Below are 14,224 nucleotides of genomic sequence, written 5' to 3'. Positions count from 1 at the left end.
TCGGGAGTAAACCGCATGACGACGGTGATTGAAACCAAAGGATTGAGCCGGCATTACGGCAGCGGCGATACGCTGGTCAAGGCGCTCGATGCGGTCGATCTGCGCATCGAAGCGGGCGAGTTTACTGCCATTGTCGGGCCTTCGGGTTCTGGCAAATCGACGCTGTTGCAATTGATCGGCGGGCTCGATCATCCCAGCGAAGGTGAGGTGCATCTGGCCGGTCAGCCGATTTCCAGTTACAGCGGCCGGCAGCTGTCGGATTTTCGTCGCGATCATATCGGTTTTATTTTTCAGGCCTACAACCTGATTCCGGTGTTGAGCGCTGCGGAAAACTGCGAATACATCATGCTGTTGCAAGGCATCAAAGCCGAGGAACGCCAGCAGCGGGTGGCGGCTATGCTGCAGCAGGTTGGTTTGGCCGGACGTGAAGATCGGCGGCCATCGCAGCTTTCTGGTGGTCAGCAACAAAGAGTGGCGGTGGCGCGGGCCATGGTCAGTCAACCTGATATTATTCTCGCCGATGAACCCACCGCTAATCTCGATTCACAAACCGGCATGGACCTGCTCGATATGATGGTTGACCTGAACCAGCGCGATGGCATGACCTTCGTGTTCTCCACCCACGACCCGAAAATAATGGATCGGGCGCGGCGCTTAATTTATCTGCGCGATGGCGTGGTCGAACGGGAGGAGCGACGTGATTGATCGCCGCTTCGTCGTTGTTTTATTCAGTTGCTTGCCGTTGTCGGTGTTCGCGGCCAAGGATGTCTGGCTGGATCTTGGCGCTGGTTTTGATCAGCAATGGCAGAACGGTTCCGGCGAGGATGCCAGCGTGCAATCGCTCGACGCGCGTTTTAATACCATCTGGCATCCGCAGGCACCGCTCGAATTCGGTCTGCAATACGGCCTGGAACAACGCGCTTTTCTCGCCGGCAGTGCGACCGATACCGAACCGACCACGGCCGATTTTCGCGTCGCCGATCTCGACGCAGCCTTAGTCGAAGACGATGACGTCGCCCTCTATCAAAATCTCGATCGACTCTACGGCCAGTGGTTCAGCCCGGTCGGCGATATCACCCTCGGCCGTCAGGCCATTGGTTTTGGTCTGGCGAAACGCTTCTCGCCAGTCGATGTGGTGCAACCGGCCGGGTTGCGCGCCACTGAGCGCCGCTACCGACCCGGTGTCGATGCTGCGCGTTGGCTGATACCGGCCGGTGCGGTCAGTGAAATCGATCTGGGTTGGGTGTTTGGCGATGACGAACTGCTGTTCGCGCGCGGCTACAGCCAGGCCGGTTCAACCTCGTTGGAGTTCACGGCGCTGACTTTGAACCAGGAGCAACAGCTGTACGGTTTCGGTGCCCAAGGCTCATACAAATACTGGGGCTTATGGCAGGAAACGGCCTGGCTGACCGATGACGATGAAGAGGGTTTGCGCCTGACGCTCGGTTTCGATCAACAGCTTTGGCGCGATATTTATCTGCAATTTGAATATCACTTCAATGGCCTCGGTGTCGACGACAGCGACGATTACAGCGAGCAGGCCAACAGCGATTTTTACCGCAGCGGCCTGGTGTTGCCCCTGGCGCGGCATTACTCAAGCCTGCAGTTGGTTGGTTCGCTGGGTGCGCTCTATCAGTTCCAGTTGGGCACCGAAACCAATGGTAACGACGGCTCGCAATTATCGACGGCCAGTCTGGTGCGCAGCCTGGGTGACAATACCGAATTAACCCTGGCGTTGACGCTGCCGGTCGAACGCAAAGGGATCAATTCGAATAGCAGCACAGAATTCGGAGTGTATCCGACGGTGTTTTCAGTAAACTGGTCCACCGTTTTCTAGTCACCATTTTGGATGGGTTATGTTTAAGGATTGGGAAGCCGCACCGGCTGGGACGACGCTGTCGCTGACTGAAGTGCTCGACCAACTGCGTTACAACGACGCTGGCCTGGTACCGGCCATCGCTCAACAGCACGACAGTGGCGAGGTGCTGATGCTCGCCTGGATGAACCGCGCCAGCATTGAGGAAAGTCTGCAAACCGGCCAGGTCTGTTACTGGTCGCGCTCGCGTCAGACCTATTGGCGCAAGGGCGAATCTTCCGGTCACCGTCAGCATTTGCGCGAATTGCGCATCGACTGCGACGGTGATGCGATTTTGCTGCTGGTCGATCAGCAAGGCCCTGCCTGCCATACCGATCGTCGCGATTGCTTCTATATTACTGCCGATGCTCAGGGTGCGCGCATCCTGACTGATCCGGCCTCGGGTCGTTAACGCTTTTTAAACGCCTGCCGCGTTGCTGAGGAGTTCTGATGTCTGCCATTGATGCCGGTCGGCTGTTATTGCTGTCCACACTCTGGGGTGTGTCGTTTTTGTTTATGCGCATCGCCGCGCCGGAATTCGGTGCGGTGTCGTTGATTTTTATCCGCATGAGTGTGGCTGCGTTGGTGTTGCTGCCGCTGTTTACGGTGCGTCGTTACCGTGAATTATTTGTGCAGCATGTCGGCCGCTTAGCGGTGCTGTCGCTGACCAATCATGTCATTCCTTTCAGCTTGCTGGCCTGGGCCACGCTCAGTCTGGAAGCCGGTTTTACCTCTCTGATCAACGCCACCACACCGCTCTTTACCGCCTTGCTGGGCGCGGCGCTGTTCGCCACGCCGGTGCAGAAACAGCAGTATCTGGGTTTGGCGATTGCCTTCGTTGGCGTCTATGTGTTGTCGGCAAATCGGCTGGATTTTTCCACCGGTGGCGATGGCTGGTCGATTCTGGCGGCGCTGGCTGCGACCTTCAGTTACGGCATTGCCGGTAACTTCTCCAAGGCGCGCCTGTCGCATCTGCCGGCGCAAGTAGTGGCCAGCGGCTCGACGCTGATGTCGGCGCTGATTTTGCTGATTCCCGGTGTCTTGCTGTGGCCGGAAACCGCACCGTCGATGGTGGCCTGGGGCAATGTGCTGGCGCTGGCGGTGTTCAGTACCGCTCTGGCGTTCTTCTTCTATTTCCAACTGCTGGCCAGTGCCGGTGCCACAGCGACTTCGACGGTCACCTTCCTGGTGCCGGTCAGTGCGCTGGCCTGGGGCTATCTGATTCTGGGTGAGGTGCTCAGCGTGCAGGTCTTGGTGGGCATGGCCATCACCCTGGTGGGGACGGCCATTACCACTCGCCTGCTGCGCTTGCGAGCGCCGAAAGCGCCGGTCGTTTAACGACCGACGTACTCGGCGCGCGGCCGGATCAGGCGCGGGTCCTGATTGAATTCCTGGTAATGCGATACCCAGCCGAAGACGCGGCTGGCGGCAAACAAGGAGGTGAAATACTGCTCCGGAATGCCCAGCGCCAGGTAGACCGCGCCTTTGTAGAATTCCAGATTGGCGTAGATTTCCTTGCCCTTGTCGGCAAACACCGCCTGGCAACTGTCTTCGACGGCGACCAGCGTTTCCATCAGACCTTCCCACTCGGTACCCGCGCAGAATTTGCGCGCCATCGGTTTTAAGATGGCCGCGCGCGGGTCCAGCGCTTTGTATTCGCGGTGCCCCATGCCCATGATTTTGATCTTCTTATCCATGGCATCGCGCACCCAGGCGTCGGCTTTATCGGCCGAGCCAATCTCTTTAGCCATCATCACCGCTGCTTCGTCGGCACCGCCATGCAGCGGGCCAGACAGGGCGCCCAGACTGCCCGCCAGACTCGCCGCCAGACGCGCCTGAGTACTGGCAACCACGCGACCGGCGAAGGTGCCGGCGTTGTAGCTGTGATCGAGCTGCAGAATCTGGGTGGTGTTCAGCGCCTGGAGTGCTTCGGCCGAGGGGGCGCTGCGGTTGATGCCATAGAGCAGCTTTTCCAGAAAGCCGAGATCCTTGGGCAGCGCAAAGACGGTGCCCTGAGTACCCAGGTTATGCCAGACGCGGACTGCCGCGTTGAGTCGCGCGCCGAGCACCATGCCGGGTACAAAATCCGCATTCAGCCAGGCCGGGGCAGGGTGGTGCGGCTGGTCGCTGTGTAACGGCATCAGCGCCTGCAATACCGTCATCGGATGGGTATCGCGTGACAGTTGCTCCAGTACCCGTGTTTCAATAGCCCCCAGTTCGGCTTCGCCGGCGAGCCATAAATCCAGTTCGCGGCAGGCGTCGGCGCTGATCCATTCGCCGCTCATCAGCCACATCACCACGGCCGCAAAATCGCGCTCGACCAGCTGTTCGATGGTTTCGCCGCGATAGGTCAGGCGGCCAATCTCGCCTTCTACATTCGACAGCACTGTTTGACCGACGATAACGCCTTCCAGACCTGCATTAATGTCGTTGCTCATGACAGCCTCCTCTCTTTGAATTCGGGGATTCGGGGTTTTCGGATGGCGCTATTAAAGGGCCACAACCGTTGTTAATCTAATTAAACTTAATAAATTGATGATCAGTCAGGCTTATCATGAGATTGGAAAGCAGTGAGATGCGCATCTTCCACGCGGTCGCCCGTTTTGGCGGCTTTCGGGCCGCAGCGGCGGACGTCAGTCTGAGTCAGTCAGCGGTCAGCCAGGCGATCAAACAGCTGGAAACCAAGCTCGACCAGGCGCTGGTGGTGCGCGACCGGCCGATTCGTCTGACCCGCGCCGGCCGCCGTCTATACCGCTATGTCGACGATCAGCTGCAGCGCGAACACGCCTTGCTCGCAGAAATGGAGCGGCTGGCGCACGGCCGCGACCAACAATTGAGCGTTGGCATCGACAGCACCACCAACCGTTTTGCCGGTGCCGATCTCATCGCGGTACTGGCCGGGCGTTGGCCGGAAGCGCGGTTGCGGCTGGTGGAACAGCCGTCGCGCGCCATCGTCGCGGCGGTGCTCAGCGGTGAGGTGGAGTTGGGGCTGGGTCCGTTTCAGACGCGCATGGATCGCTTCGAATGCTGGCCGCTCTATGAAGAAGAACGGCTGCTGATGATCAGCCCGACGCATCCGTTGCACCGGCCGCGCATGTCGCTGGCCGATCTTGAGCGCATTCCGCTGGTGGTGTCGTCGCTGGATGAGCCGGACCAGCGGCCTTATCAGGATAAATTGCGCGATCGCTTCCGGATGATCTGGCAGATCAGCAGTCTCAACGTGCGGCTGGATTTGATCGATCGCGGTCTGGCGGTGGGGTATCTCAGTACCGAAATGGCGCGGCAGCTACCGCGTATCCGCCATTTCCGCGCGCTGCGGGAATTTGAATTCGCCCGTATTGAGCGTCAGGTTGGCCTGTTCCATCGCCGAGATCGCGACCCTTCCGCGCTGGCGCGCGATTTTATTGCCTTGTGCGAGCAGCGCTTGGCGGGCGCCCAGGGTTATTCCAGACGCAGCTGATCGAGGTGGATGCGGCTCGGTTGTTCCAGATCGACAGCGAAGATTTCCACCCGGGCAATGTCGCTTAAGTTGAGCAACTGTTCAGCTTTGGAATCCTGCGGCGGGTGCAATGGAATCTGCACCAGATTCCAGCCGAATTCGACGATAAAACTCTCGTTGAAGCGTTGCCCAAAGGCGACATTGCTGTCGAGACTGTTGTGGTCGTCGATGCGCACCGTCAGCGTTAAGGGCGTGAGTTTGGGGTTATAGACCGCCATCGACAGGCGGCTGTAGGCGGACCAGTCACGCGGCGGCGTAATCATGCGCGCGCTCTGGTATTCACCCGGTTCCAGCTCCACCGCCAAACTGCGATGGCCTTGCCAGGCGCGTTCCTCACTGAGGCTGACCGCGCCTTGCCACCAGTCGAGTTCGTAATCGGTTTCGAAGCTGCCCAGGCGCGGCAGTTGAGCGTCGAGCCGATAGATGGTCAGCGCTGCCAGCAGCACCAGACTGAGCTGATGCGCGAACAGCCCAGTGGCGATGACGCGGCCGGTCCATACCTGAGGCGTGCCTTTGTTGAGCCAGAAAATACCCAGCCAGGCACCGACCAGATTGCGCTCGATATCGCTCCAGTCCTGTTGATGACCGACGTCGTAGCGCAGGTATTCGAGCATGATACTGAGGATAAAAACGGCCAGGCTGATCGCCAGCCAGTGCGGCCAGGTGCGCATGTCCAGACGGGAGCGCAAAGCGGTGATGGCCAGCGCAAAATAGATGATATGGCCCAAATCCCAAAGCGCACGGTCGAGCGCGGCGTCACGGCTGAGCGGGCCTTCCATAAACAGAAACGGCAGGCCGATCAGCAACAGGGCGGTAAGCCCCCACTTGTTGATCCAGGAGAAGAGGGACATCGAGGCTTGGTTCAGGTCGTATACGAAGGCGCCACTATGCCTGTCGAGTCTTGTGTTGTACACCGACGGCCTTGCCTTAAACCGGCGCTGGTCACAGCGAAAATACTGTATAAATAGACAGTATTTGATGGCAATATTGGCACCAGACTTACCAGCAATAATCCAGCAAGAGCCCAATACCATGTCTGCTGATCATCGCATTAAAACCCGTGGTACCGGTGCCCAGCCGGCCAATCGTTATCAGCCCCAGCGCATCGAGGCGGCCAGCGATGACTGGCCGCTGGACCCGGATGATGACCTTACGCCAGACAGCCTGGCCACCCAGGTCGACGATGAAAAGGTGCGTACCATCATCAGCACCAATCAATCGCCCGATGTGCCTTTCGAGCAGTCGATTAATCCCTATCGGGGTTGCGAGCATGGCTGCATCTATTGCTTTGCCCGGCCGACGCACGCCTACTGGGATTTCTCGCCCGGACTTGATTTCGAAACCCGGCTGATCGCCAAAACCGGCGCTGCCGACCGCCTGCGCGAAGCGCTCGATAAGCCCAATTACCGCTGCAAGCCGATTGCGCTGGGCATGAATACCGATGCTTATCAGCCGTTGGAAAAACAGCGCCGCATCACCCGCGAACTGCTGGAAGTGATGCGCGACTATCGCCACCCGGTATCGATCATCACCAAGGGCGGGCTGATTCTGCGCGATCTGGATTTGCTGGCTGAGCTCGCGGCCGATGGCTTGTGCAGCGTCAGTGTCAGCCTGACTACTTTGGATAACGATTTAAAACGTCGACTGGAACCGCGCGCCGCCTCGCCGGCAACGCGTTTAAAAGTAGTACGCGAACTGACCGCCGTCGGCGTACCCACCAGTGTGCTGCTGGCGCCGATGATTCCCTTTATCAACGATGCCGAAATGGAAGCACTGCTGGAAGCCGCCGCAGGTGCTGGCGCCAGACAAGCCGGCTGGATACTGCTGCGCTTACCGTTGGAAATCGCTGAATTATTCGAAGACTGGTTGCAGCGCCATTACCCGGACCGGGCTGAGCATGTGATGGCGCGTATTCGGGATTTACGCGGCGGCAAGCTGTACCAGAGTGAGTTTGGCAAGCGCATGCGCGGCCAGGGTGTTTACGCCGACTTGCTCAGTCAGCGCTTTAAACGCGCCTGTCGTCAGTTGGGGTTGAACCAGACCGAGCCGCCAGCACTGCGCACCGATTATTTCCGGCGCTGGGGCGGTGGGCAGCTCGACCTGATCTGAACCGGCGATCAGGCGCCGATGGCGAGAAACCCTTTGACCACCGCCGGAATATCACCTTCCTTCATGCCCGCCACATTCATGCGGCCACCGCCGACAAGGTAGATGCCGTGGTCGTTGCGCAAGGCTTCGATCTGGTCGTTGCTCAGGCCGGTCACCGAAAACATGCCACGGTGTTCGCTGAAGTAATCGAAGCGCTGGCTGTCGCTGTGCTCACGGAAAGTCAGGGTGAGTTGCTCGCGCAGTCGTTTGATGCGCTGGTTCATGCTCGCCAGTTCGCTCAGCCATTCGGCTTTCAAAGCTTCGTTGCCGAGGATGTTGGCGACGATATCGGCACCGTGATCCGGCGGCATGGAGTAGGTGCCGCGCGCCAGTTCCAGCGCCCGGCCGCGTGCCTTGGCGGTGGCTTCCTGGCTGTCGGCGATGATGATGGCGGCGCCGGTGCGTTCACGGTAAAGGCCAAAATTCTTCGAGCAGGAGGTCGAGATCAATAACTGCGGTACTGCATCAGCGAGCAGACGCATCCCGGCGGCGTCTTCCATCAAACCATCGCCAAAGCCCTGGTAGGCGATATCGACAAAAGGCAGAAAGCCATTGCGTACGGCCAGATCGGCAATTTCGCGCCAGGCTTCCAGGCTGATGTCACCGCCGGTCGGATTGTGGCAGCAACCGTGTAACAGCAGCACATCGTCCTGACCGAGTTTGGCGATTTGCGTCAGCATGGCCGCTTCATCGACGGCCTTGGTCTCGGTATTAAAGAACGGATATTCGCGCACGCTCAGACCGGCGGCTTCCATAATCGGTTGATGGTTGGCGTAGCTGGGACGGCTGATCCAGACAGTGGTGTTGGGTTTAATGCTGGCAATCAGGTCGGCCAGCATACGCAGCGCGCCACTGGCGCCGGGGGTCTGAATGGCGCTGGCGCGATCGTAGGCCGCGGTGCCAGACAACAACAGATCGGTGATCGCCTGATTAAACGTCTCATTACCGGCCAGGCCAATATAGGCCTTGGTTGGCTGGGTTTCCGCCTGCGTCAGCATGGCTTTGCGCACCGCGCTCATGATCGGCGTAACACCTTCGCTGTTGCGATACACCCCAATACCCAGGTCGATTTTGTCAGGGCGGGGGTCTTCTTTAAAGACGGCACTGAGCGACAGAATGGGATCGGCTTTGGGGGTGGCCAGCGAACTGAACATGAAGATCTCCGTGAATGACACCGTGAGCGGAGCCGCAAGGATACCCCCAGACGCAACGTGATTCGATGCCTGGCTGAAAAATCCCCGCGGTGGCCGTACAATGCCGCCCAAAGCAAGACAACTGGACATTATGAAATCGATAAACCGCGACACCCTTGAAGATTGGCTGGCCGAACACGGCATCCGTTATTACCTCTGCCAGGACTGCGATGGCCTGCATCTGAGCGATACCGAAGAGAATCTCGGCGTACTGGAAAGCCGGCTGTTGCTGGAAAGCGGCCTGGTGATTGTTTCAACTGAATTGTCGGTGCGCCCCTCAGCCGTGTTGCCGCTGCACGGTTCGATGCAGCTGATTAATTTCGACAATCCGCTGGTCAAGGTCGGCCTGAGTTTGTACGACGACGATGTACCGCGTTTGGTGATCAGCGGCGCTTTACCCACCAAGGGCCTGGAAGCCGACTACTTTATTCACTATCTGGAGCAGGTACTCAGCGCCACTCAACTGGTGCTGGACCACGCTACCCAGATGGATGTGCTGCTCGACGATATGGAACTGGACGCGCCCGATGGTGACGCCCTGCACTGAGCCATCAATTTGAGGTGACGTTAAACCATGACCGCCGCTGCTTTTGTGATCGACCAATGGGATTTCAGCACCACCCCGGCACAACGCCAGAGTGAGTTGCCGGCCAACCTGAACGGTCGTTGGGTGCATTGTCAGCGCGATGCACCTGAGCTGGTGCCCTGGCTCGATGAATTGGGTATTCAAAACGGCGTGCAGCAGGCGTTATTGGCGGAAGATACCCGGCCGCGGTTTGAGATCGTCGGTGATGGTTTTTTGTTGAACCTGCGCGGCGTCAATCTCAACCCCGGCGCTGAGCCGGATGACATGCTGTCGCTGCGGTTTTTGTGGCATGGCGGCGGTCTGATTACGCTGCGCAAGCATTCGTTCAAAGCGGTGGCCTCGGTACGCGAGCGCTTGGCGGCGGGCGATGGCCCGGCCAATCTGGGCAATCTGCTGACGACGCTGGTGGCGGCGCTGAACAGCCGCATTGATGAAGTACTGGATGCGCAGGAAGCCGAGCTGGTGGTGCTCGAAGACGAAAGTTCCGGCCCGAACCCGCAAGAACATCTGGCCAAGCTGACGCAACTGCATCGACGTTTATTGCGTCTGCATCGGTTTATTCGGCCACAAGTGGGCGCGTTAAATGAGTTTGTCAGCGAAGCCGAAACCTGGTTATCGCATAAGGATCGACTGGGGCTGTCGAACCAGCGCGATACCACTCAGCGCATTCTGGAAAATATCGAAATGCTGCTGCAGCAAGTGCAATTGATTCGCGACGAACTGCAGCAGAATCTGGCCGAACGGATGAACCGCAATACTTATTGGTTGTCGGTCACCGCCGGGGTGTTTTTGCCGCTGAGTTTTCTCACCGGCTTGTTCGGCATCAACGTCGGCGGCATGCCCGGCGTGGAATCCAGCACGGCTTTCTGGATTGTCTGCGGCGCACTCAGCACCATAGCGGTGGTTGAGTTTTTACTGCTGCGCCGCTTACGTTTCTGGTAGTTTTCTCAGTCCGCCTTGGGCGCGGAATTGTAGTGATGCACATCGCGTTGCGGGAACGGAATGGTCAGGCCGGCCGCCTCAATTTCGTCTTTCACGATGCGCTGCATATCCCACCACAACGGCCAGTAATCATCGACCGTCGCCCAGGCGCGAATTTGTAAGTTCACCGACGAATCACCCAGCGATTGCACCATAATCTGCGGTTGCGGGTCGGGCAGAAAACGCGGTTCGGCATCGACGATTTTGCGTAACGCAGCGAAACCGGCGTTGAGGTCGTCGTCGTACGCCACGCCGACGACAACATCCATACGACGGGTGCCATTGCGCGTCGAATTCTGAATGGTCGCGCCCCAGACATTGGAGTTCGGTGCCGACACATACTGACCGTCGGGCGTGATCAAAATGGTGTTGAACAGAGTGATTTCTTCGACGGTGCCACTGGTGCTGTTGAAGCTGATGTAATCGCCGGTGCGAAAGGGGCGCAGCATCAGCATCATAATGCCGGCGGCGATATTGCTCAGGGTATCTTTCAGCGCCAGGCCAACCGCAAGACCGGCGGCGCCGAGCAGCGCGACGATGGAGTTGGTGTTGACGCCAAAGATATCGAGCACAATAACGACGGCGATAACGTACACCGAATAACCCACCATGCCGGCAAAAATCGGCACCAGCATGGGGTCGAGTCGGGCAAAGCGTTTGGAGTTTTTAGTGACCGACGACTTCAGCGTGCGCGACAAAATGCCGGCAACGATAAACACCAGCAATACCAGAATGATCTGATAGCCGACACGTATCATCAACGGTGCGTGACTGTTCCAAAAATCAATAATCCAATCGATCAAAACGATCTCCTTAACGACATGGATTTAAGCGGGTAAACGTTTCGACAGCAACAGGCCCAAGCCTGCACTGCCTAATAACAGCGCGCACAGACGGTTGAAGGCGCGTTGCCAGCCGGGCTTGCCCAAGCCTTTATCGAGCAGACGACCGGCGCTGGCATAGAGCGCAATCGCCAGCCATTCGAGCAACAGAAAACAACTGCCAAGTGCAAAAAACTGCCAACCGATGGCCGCTGACGGATCGACAAACTGCGGCAAAAAAGCGGTGAAAATCAGAATGGCTTTGGGGTTACCGGCGGCGAGCAGAAATTCCTGGCGAGCTAGGGCAGTCAAGCTGAGTGCGGCCGTTGAATTCACCGCATCAAGGTTGTGGTCGCTGCGCCACATCTGCACGGCCAGCCAGAATAAATAGAGCGCACCGCCGACTTTAAGCAGCGTAAAAAACAGTTCCGAAGCGTAGAGCAAGGTGGCGAGGCCGGAGGCGGCCAGAGTGATCATCACCGCAAAGGCACTGAGCCGACCGAGACCCGCCAGACAAGCGTGGCTCCAGCCATAGCGTTTGGCGTTGCTCAGCGCCATCAGATTATTGGGGCCGGGCGTCATATTCAGCGCGAAACAGGCGGGTATAAACCAGGCGAGTGTCAGCCAGGACATGGCATCCTCTTGTTATATTAACAGTGAGTATAGTCAGCGAAGGCTTTGAGCATAGCTGGCTTTGTCTCGGTGTTGAATGAACCAGCAGCTTACGTTCTTGTCTGGCAGATGGATGACTCAGGCGTGCTGCACTTCGCCCTGAGTCAGGCCATCGAGAATACTGCAGTGTGAGGACGCATCGCCGGGGCATTGACTGACCCAGTCGGACAGCTGGGCTTTCATCTGCTGCAACTGCTCGATTTTGGCATCGACCTCCACCAGGTGCTGCTCGGCGATGGCACGCACCTGCGCACTGGCGCGGTTGGGATCGCGCTGCAATGCCAGCAGATCGGCGCATTCATCGAGCGAAAACCCGAGCAGTCGGGCGCGCTGCAAAAACTGCAGTCGTTCTATGTCATCGTTGTGGTAATGCCGATAACCATTGGCGGCACGTTGCGAACTGATCAGGCCTCGGCTTTCGTAATAACGGATGGTGCGTGCCGGCAGGCCACTGGCCTTGGACGCTTGTTTGATCTGCATCACAGCCTCCTGTTGTCGTGGTGGGGCATTATCAACCTTCCCATAATGCTAAGGTCAAGCCTTGTTGTTCCATGGCTGATCCCAACTATAGTCACTACCGACCCTCGATATAAGGAGACGCAGATGGCCGACCAAGAACTTCGCAGTCTGATGGAGCGCCTGCGCGCGACCATGGATGAATCCGAAGTCAGCGAGCAGCAACGCGCTATGCTGGAGAAACTGGAATACCACCTGCATAACGAAGGCGAACCGGACCCGGAAGAGCCCAGTCTGCGTGAATCGGTTGAGGTGTTGATCGAAGATTTGAGCGTCGAACACCCGCGCAGCGCCTCGGTAGCGCGCAGTATTCTGGAGGCGCTGGCGTCGATGGGTATTTAGCGATTGCCCGCGCCGCGTCCCATAAAAAAGGCCATCCTCGGATGGCCTTTTTACGTCAGTTGCGACGACTTAACTGACTCAGACCAAGCGTCAGCATAAAGGCCAGCACCGCCGCGACGACGATGGTCGGCCCGCTCGGTGCGTCGGCGAACCAGCTGGCGGTCAGACCCAACCAGACCGCAGCCAGACCGAGCACTGCCGCGCCAATGGCCATTTGCTCGGGAGTGCGCGCCAGCCAGCGAGTGGCGGCGGCGGGAATAATCAGCAGGGCGGTGATCAGCAGAATGCCGACGATCTTCATGGCGACTGCGATCACCAGCGCAATCAACACCAGATAGAGCACGCGCAACCAGTCGGTGGCGATGCCTTCGGCGCGGGCCAGATCTTCATTGACCGTCGCCGCCAGCAAGGGCCGCCAGGCCAGAGCAATGACCGGCAAGGCCAGGGCAACAATCACCCAGACCACCACCACATCGCCGCCGTTTACGGCGAGCAGATCGCCGAACAACAGACCGCTCAAATCCATGCGCACCGTCGGCGAAAATGCCAGCACCAACATGCCGATGGCGAGTGAACCGTGCGACATAATACCGAGCAAGGTATCGGCCGGCAGTCGGCGTTGGCGCTGTAACACAAACAACAGCAAGGCGAGCGCTGTGGTGACCAGCGCAATACCGACAGTCAGATTCAGGTTCAGTACCACCGCCAGCGTCACACCGAGCAAACCCGAGTGCGCCATGGTGTCGCCGAAATAGGCCATGCGTCGCCACACCATCAACGAACCCAGCGGGCCGGCGACCAGGGCGATGCCACTGCCGGCGAGCAATGCCGGCCACAACAGATCAATCATGGCTGTGACCTCCCTGATGGGCGAGGTCGTGTTCGTGGTCGTGGTGGTGGCTGTAAAACGCCAGCGCATCGGCCTGATGCGGGCCGAATAAAGAGGTGAAGGTCGGTTCCTGAGTGATGCTTTCCGGTGTACCCGAACAACACAGATGACCGTTCAGGCAGAGCACCTCATCGGTGGCGGCCATCACCAAATGCAAATCGTGCGACACCATCAAGACCGCGTAGCCGCGCTCATCGCGCAGCCGTTGGATCAGTTTATAGAGCGCGACTTCGCCGCTGAAATCGACGCCCTGAACGGGTTCGTCCAGCACCAGCAAATCGGGTTGCTTAAGCAGCGCCCGCGCCAGCATCACGCGCTGGAATTCGCCACCACTGAGCTGCTGCACCGGGCGGTCGATCAGGTGTGCGACTTCCGTTAACGCCAGCGCTTCGCTCACCTGGTCGCGGCTGGCGCGGTGGGTCAGCGTCATCAACCGATGCACCGCCAGCGGCAGGCTGTCGTCGATGGGCACGCGCTGCGGCATATAGCCGATGCTCAGGTTGGCTTTGCTGTAGAATTCGCCGTCGGTGATTTTATGAACCCCGAGCAGGGCTTTGATCAACGTCGATTTGCCGGCGCCGTTGGGGCCGATCAGGGTGACAATCTTGCCGGCATCGATACGGATATCGACACCGCTGATGATGCTTTTTCCGCCGAGCCGGACGCCCAGTTGGCGGCCTTCAATCAGCCGAGAGCTTGGTTGTGACACAAAGCGTCCTTAT

General features: G+C 58.6%; 17 protein-coding genes. 9 read left to right on the top strand and 8 right to left on the bottom strand.

The features are described from left to right. Nucleotides 1–15 precede the first annotated feature (15 nt). Genes ABMA60_RS10345 through ABMA60_RS10330 form a run of 4 tightly spaced genes read left to right on the top strand, consistent with a single transcriptional unit; the run spans nt 16 to nt 3,193 of the window. Nucleotides 16–705: an ABC transporter ATP-binding protein gene (locus tag ABMA60_RS10345; RefSeq protein WP_392802499.1), complete on the top strand. Its 690-nt coding sequence runs from the start codon at nt 16–18 to the stop codon at nt 703–705. Then, the gene (locus ABMA60_RS10340) at nt 698–1,837 is read left to right on the top strand and encodes a hypothetical protein (RefSeq protein ID WP_392802496.1); all 1,140 of its coding nucleotides are present in this window, start codon (nt 698–700) and stop codon (nt 1,835–1,837) included. Before ABMA60_RS10345 ends, ABMA60_RS10340 begins: the two co-directional genes overlap by 8 nt. A gap of 19 nt (nt 1,838–1,856) precedes the next feature. Beyond that, complete coding sequence (gene hisI / locus ABMA60_RS10335) at nt 1,857–2,267, top strand: phosphoribosyl-AMP cyclohydrolase (RefSeq protein ID WP_392802494.1); 411 nt, start codon at nt 1,857–1,859, stop codon at nt 2,265–2,267. A 38-nt stretch (nt 2,268–2,305) separates the two neighbouring features. Further along, entirely contained in the window at nt 2,306–3,193 is an 888-nt protein-coding gene (locus ABMA60_RS10330; RefSeq protein WP_392802491.1) for a DMT family transporter, read from the top strand. On the opposite strand, the gene ABMA60_RS10325 is transcribed toward ABMA60_RS10330, so the two are convergent. Then, nucleotides 3,190–4,293: a citrate/2-methylcitrate synthase gene (locus ABMA60_RS10325; RefSeq protein WP_392802489.1), complete on the bottom strand. Its 1,104-nt coding sequence runs from the start codon at nt 4,291–4,293 to the stop codon at nt 3,190–3,192. The genes ABMA60_RS10330 and ABMA60_RS10325 overlap by 4 nt on opposite strands. 137 nt (nt 4,294–4,430) lie before the next feature. On the opposite strand from ABMA60_RS10325, the gene ABMA60_RS10320 reads away from it, so the two are divergent. Further along, entirely contained in the window at nt 4,431–5,315 is an 885-nt protein-coding gene (locus tag ABMA60_RS10320) for a LysR family transcriptional regulator (protein WP_392802487.1), read from the top strand. Here ABMA60_RS10320 and ABMA60_RS10315 read toward each other — a convergent pair. Beyond that, nucleotides 5,297–6,205, bottom strand: a complete 909-nt coding sequence (locus tag ABMA60_RS10315) for a hypothetical protein (RefSeq protein WP_392802484.1) — start codon at nt 6,203–6,205, stop codon at nt 5,297–5,299. The genes ABMA60_RS10320 and ABMA60_RS10315 overlap by 19 nt on opposite strands. A 181-nt stretch (nt 6,206–6,386) precedes the next feature. Between ABMA60_RS10315 and ABMA60_RS10310 the strand changes: the two genes are divergently transcribed. Beyond that, nucleotides 6,387–7,463 (top strand): PA0069 family radical SAM protein, encoded by a 1,077-nt coding sequence (locus ABMA60_RS10310; RefSeq protein WP_392802482.1) that lies wholly within the window; start codon nt 6,387–6,389, stop codon nt 7,461–7,463. A gap of 8 nt (nt 7,464–7,471) precedes the next feature. On the opposite strand, the gene ABMA60_RS10305 is transcribed toward ABMA60_RS10310, so the two are convergent. Beyond that, nucleotides 7,472–8,656 (bottom strand): aromatic amino acid transaminase, encoded by a 1,185-nt coding sequence (locus ABMA60_RS10305; RefSeq protein ID WP_392802479.1) that lies wholly within the window; start codon nt 8,654–8,656, stop codon nt 7,472–7,474. A gap of 130 nt (nt 8,657–8,786) precedes the next feature. On the opposite strand from ABMA60_RS10305, the gene ABMA60_RS10300 reads away from it, so the two are divergent. Further along, on the top strand, nt 8,787–9,242 hold the full coding sequence (locus ABMA60_RS10300) for a YbjN domain-containing protein (protein WP_392802477.1): 456 nt from the start codon (nt 8,787–8,789) through the stop codon (nt 9,240–9,242). 27 nt (nt 9,243–9,269) lie between these two features. After that, nucleotides 9,270–10,223, top strand: a complete 954-nt coding sequence (locus ABMA60_RS10295; RefSeq protein WP_392802474.1) for a zinc transporter ZntB — start codon at nt 9,270–9,272, stop codon at nt 10,221–10,223. A gap of 5 nt (nt 10,224–10,228) precedes the next feature. On the opposite strand, the gene ABMA60_RS10290 is transcribed toward ABMA60_RS10295, so the two are convergent. The 3 genes from ABMA60_RS10290 to cueR form a co-directional block, all read right to left on the bottom strand. Further along, complete coding sequence (locus tag ABMA60_RS10290; protein ID WP_392802471.1) at nt 10,229–11,065, bottom strand: mechanosensitive ion channel family protein; 837 nt, start codon at nt 11,063–11,065, stop codon at nt 10,229–10,231. 24 nt (nt 11,066–11,089) lie between these two features. Then, nucleotides 11,090–11,716 carry a LysE family translocator gene (locus tag ABMA60_RS10285; RefSeq protein ID WP_392802468.1) on the bottom strand — a complete coding sequence of 209 codons (627 nt, stop codon included), beginning with the start codon at nt 11,714–11,716 and terminating at the stop codon, nt 11,090–11,092. A 117-nt stretch (nt 11,717–11,833) separates the two neighbouring features. Next, the gene (cueR, locus tag ABMA60_RS10280) at nt 11,834–12,235 is read right to left on the bottom strand and encodes a Cu(I)-responsive transcriptional regulator (RefSeq protein ID WP_392802465.1); all 402 of its coding nucleotides are present in this window, start codon (nt 12,233–12,235) and stop codon (nt 11,834–11,836) included. A 123-nt stretch (nt 12,236–12,358) separates the two neighbouring features. Between cueR and ABMA60_RS10275 the strand changes: the two genes are divergently transcribed. Next, entirely contained in the window at nt 12,359–12,613 is a 255-nt protein-coding gene (locus ABMA60_RS10275) for a DUF4404 family protein (protein WP_392802463.1), read from the top strand. A 55-nt stretch (nt 12,614–12,668) separates the two neighbouring features. Here the strand turns inward: ABMA60_RS10275 and ABMA60_RS10270 are convergent, their stop codons facing one another. After that, nucleotides 12,669–13,463: an iron chelate uptake ABC transporter family permease subunit gene (locus ABMA60_RS10270; RefSeq protein WP_392802461.1), complete on the bottom strand. Its 795-nt coding sequence runs from the start codon at nt 13,461–13,463 to the stop codon at nt 12,669–12,671. Further along, the gene (znuC, locus tag ABMA60_RS10265) at nt 13,456–14,211 is read right to left on the bottom strand and encodes a zinc ABC transporter ATP-binding protein ZnuC (protein WP_392802458.1); all 756 of its coding nucleotides are present in this window, start codon (nt 14,209–14,211) and stop codon (nt 13,456–13,458) included. Before znuC ends, ABMA60_RS10270 begins: the two co-directional genes overlap by 8 nt. Nucleotides 14,212–14,224 lie beyond the last annotated feature (13 nt).

The sequence above is a fragment of the Saccharospirillum sp. HFRX-2 genome (assembly GCF_043196805.1).
GTDB lineage: Bacteria > Pseudomonadota > Gammaproteobacteria > Pseudomonadales > Natronospirillaceae > Saccharospirillum.
Note: the sequence above shows the minus strand (reverse complement) of the source record. Positions and strands in the feature narration are given on the sequence as shown.